4 protein-coding genes are annotated in these 2817 nt (G+C 71.6%); all 4 read right to left on the bottom strand.

Annotated elements, in window-relative coordinates; genetic code table 11:
* Positions 1–425, bottom strand: a 425-nt coding sequence (locus tag C4313_RS11500; RefSeq protein WP_352429988.1) for an aldehyde ferredoxin oxidoreductase N-terminal domain-containing protein, incomplete at its 3' end; no start/stop codon positions are given.
* Between the two features lie 133 nt (positions 426–558).
* Positions 559–996 carry a hypothetical protein gene (locus C4313_RS11495; protein WP_352429987.1) on the bottom strand — a complete coding sequence of 146 codons (438 nt, stop codon included), beginning with the start codon at positions 994–996 and terminating at the stop codon, positions 559–561.
* Positions 997–1011: 15 nt separating this feature from the next.
* Positions 1012–2265, bottom strand: a complete 1254-nt coding sequence (locus C4313_RS11490; RefSeq protein WP_352429986.1) for an MFS transporter — start codon at positions 2263–2265, stop codon at positions 1012–1014.
* Positions 2266–2319: 54 nt separating this feature from the next.
* Positions 2320–2817, bottom strand: a 498-nt coding sequence (locus C4313_RS11485) for an RNA-guided endonuclease InsQ/TnpB family protein (RefSeq protein ID WP_352429985.1), incomplete at its 5' end; no start/stop codon positions are given.

Here is a 2817-nt window from a genome sequence, read left to right as displayed (position 1 = left end):
GTGCGGCCCCACAGGTGGGCGGCGTCCCGCAGCTCCGCCTCCCCGTCGTGGATCCGGAGGTAGACCGGCCGGGGGGCCTGCCCGCGGATCACCAGGCCGTCGAAGCCGGCGTATTTCAGTTCGGCCGGGAAGAAGCCGCCGCTCTGGGAGTCGCCGATGGCCCCGGTGAGCGGGGACTTGGCATTGGCCATCAGGCGGGACTGGCCTGAGACGGGCGCGCCGGTGAGCGGGCTCAGGAAGAGGGTGAGGACGTTGCGGGGGTCGAAAGGATCGAGGCCGGGGGGCAGCTCCCGCAGGATGTAGTAAAGCCCCATGGCGCTGCCCCCCATATAGGTGCGGTAGAAGGTCTCCGGCGGCGTCTCCACCCACAGGCGGCCCTCGGTGAGGTCGACGTGGAGGATGCGGCCGGTGTAGCCGTAAGCCACGGCCCCCTCCTCGAGCGAGATCGGCGCCCCGCCTGCCCAAGGCGGAAACGGCCCCGGGGTTCCGGGCCGGGGAGCGGGGCGGCGGTGCCTCGATGGTAGCCGCGATCTGTCCTCCGCGCAAGCCCGTGCGGGCCTACCCGCGGCGCGACCCGCGGGCCGCCACCAGCGGCTCCAGCGTCTCGATCCACAAGGCCAGCCGCCCGGCGAACCGCTCCAGGCTCTCCTCGTCGGGCGGGGGGAGTGGGTGGGTCTCGAAGACCTTGGCCCAGCCCCGATCCCACGGCTCGGCCTCCACGAAGGGGCCCAGCCGCGCACGGATCTCCCAGATCGACGGGACCACCGCCGCCAGCGCCGCCCGGTTCCGCTCCGGGTCCCGGCTCTCGAAGTGGAGCCCGATCTCGATCCGGCCGCGCCGCTCCCCCAGCATCCACACCTCATAGTGAAAGGCCGGATCGCCGTAGTAAACCTGGACCAGCCAGGGCCGCGCCCGCCAGCGGAAGGCCCGCAGCCCTGGCGGCAGGTGCCCTCGCAGGCGCTGGGGCAGGGCCTGCATCCACTCCCGCCACCGCACCGGATCGCCCTCCGGTCAGCGGGGGGCCGGCGGGCGGGCCAGGGCCACGCTGGCCAGGAAGAGCAGGCCGGCCAGGCCGTAGAACACATCGTAGCCCAACAGCCCGCCGGCGCTGCGGTTGAGGGCGTCGATCCCGGGCCCGCTCAGCCGAGCGATGGCGCTCCCCATAGCGGTGGCGATGTTCCCCAGGCCCAGATACCGAGCCGCCTCGTCGGCCGGCACGATCCGCGTGATCCAGGCCCAACTGGCCGCCACGAACAACGCCGCCCCGACGCCGATCCCCATGGCCGTGCCGATGAGGGCCGGCAGTTCGGGCCGCCCCGCCAGCCGCGAGACCCCCAGGAACCCGAAGGTGCCCAGCCCGGCCAGGACCCCTGCTCCCCGCAGCAGCGGACGGATCCCCCAGCGATCGGCCAGCGCCCCGGCCGGGATCAGCAGGATCAGGATCATCGCCCCCAGCACCGCCGACAGGGTCCCGTTGAGGGCCTGGGCCTGCTCCAGGGTCAGGGACATGGTGTCCCGCAGAAAGAAGATCAGGAACGTACGCAGCGTCAACAACGCCCACCAGAACACCAACCGATGGGCCAGCCAGAAGGCAAAGGTGGGGGCCCGGTCCCAGTCCACGTGGTAGATCCACGCCGGACGGCGGGCCGGGGGCTCGGCCAGGGCGTGGGAGGGGACGGCCCCAGCGGTGAGCAGGCCGATCCCTGCGTAAAGGGCCAGAAGCACCGGATAGGGTCCCCAGATCTGCCCCCGCCCCAGGAAGTAGCCGGCCACCAGCGGCCCGATCACCACCGCCGGGATCTCCATGAACCCCTTCACCCCGGAGGCGCGTCCCCGCCGGTCCTCCGGGACATGGTCCGGGATCAGCCCCTGGTAGGCGGCCTGCACCATGTTGGAGAAGGTCTGCACCAGGAGCAGGGCCAGGACCAGCATAGGCACCGAGGGAGCCGCCACCAGCAGCGCCAGGGCGACGGCTAACCCCAGGCTGCCCAGCCAGAGGAAGGGCTTGCGCCGTCCCCAGGGCGTGCGCAGCCGGTCGCTCCATGCCCCGAAGAGGGGCTGCACCAGAGCCGCCCACACCAGGCCGATGAAGGCCACGCCGCCCAGGAGGGTGTTCTGCCATCCGGGGCCGGCCAACTGGCTGGCCTTCTGGCTCAGCCACGGGGGATCGACAACGTTGGAGGTCATGGTCAGGGCCAGGCCATAAAGGCCCAGGGCGATCCATTGGGGCCAGGTGGTCGCCGCACCGCGCGCTGTTGTCGCCATCCAAGGCCTCCTCCGCTCGAACAGGAGCCGTTCCGTGGCGCATCGTCATCCCTTTCACCTTGCGCGGCGAAACGGATGACCGGCCCCTTCCGGCTTCCTCGACCCGTGGCGCGTAGACCGGCCCTTCGCCGTTCCGCCGCCAGAGGGATCTCCACAGGCGTCCCTTCCCGGGGAACTCCCGGTAGGGCCGTTTGGGGTGGCCAGCCCGTAAAGCCGTAGATTGAGCGCCGCATTCAGGTCCCGGTCCAGCTCCAGCCCGCACGCCGCGCAGCGAAACACCCGGCAGGACAGGGGAAGCCTGGGGCCCACCTGCCCGCAGCGCGCGCAGCGTCGGGTGGACGGGAAGCCCCGTGGCGCTACAATGAGCTGCGATCCGTACCACCGGGTCTTGTACGCCAGCATCCGCCGGAAGGCGCCCCAGCCCGCGTCGGCCACAGACTGGGAAAGCCTCCCCCGCCCAAGACCCCGCACGCCCAGGTCTTCCACCACCATGACCGGCTTGGTTTTCGCCAGCCACGTGGTCACCTGGTGCAGGAAGTCTTGGCGGATGTT

Source organism: Thermoflexus sp. (assembly GCF_040289485.1).
In the GTDB taxonomy this organism is placed as follows: domain Bacteria; phylum Chloroflexota; class Anaerolineae; order Thermoflexales; family Thermoflexaceae; genus Thermoflexus.
Note: the sequence above shows the minus strand (reverse complement) of the source record. Positions and strands in the feature narration are given on the sequence as shown.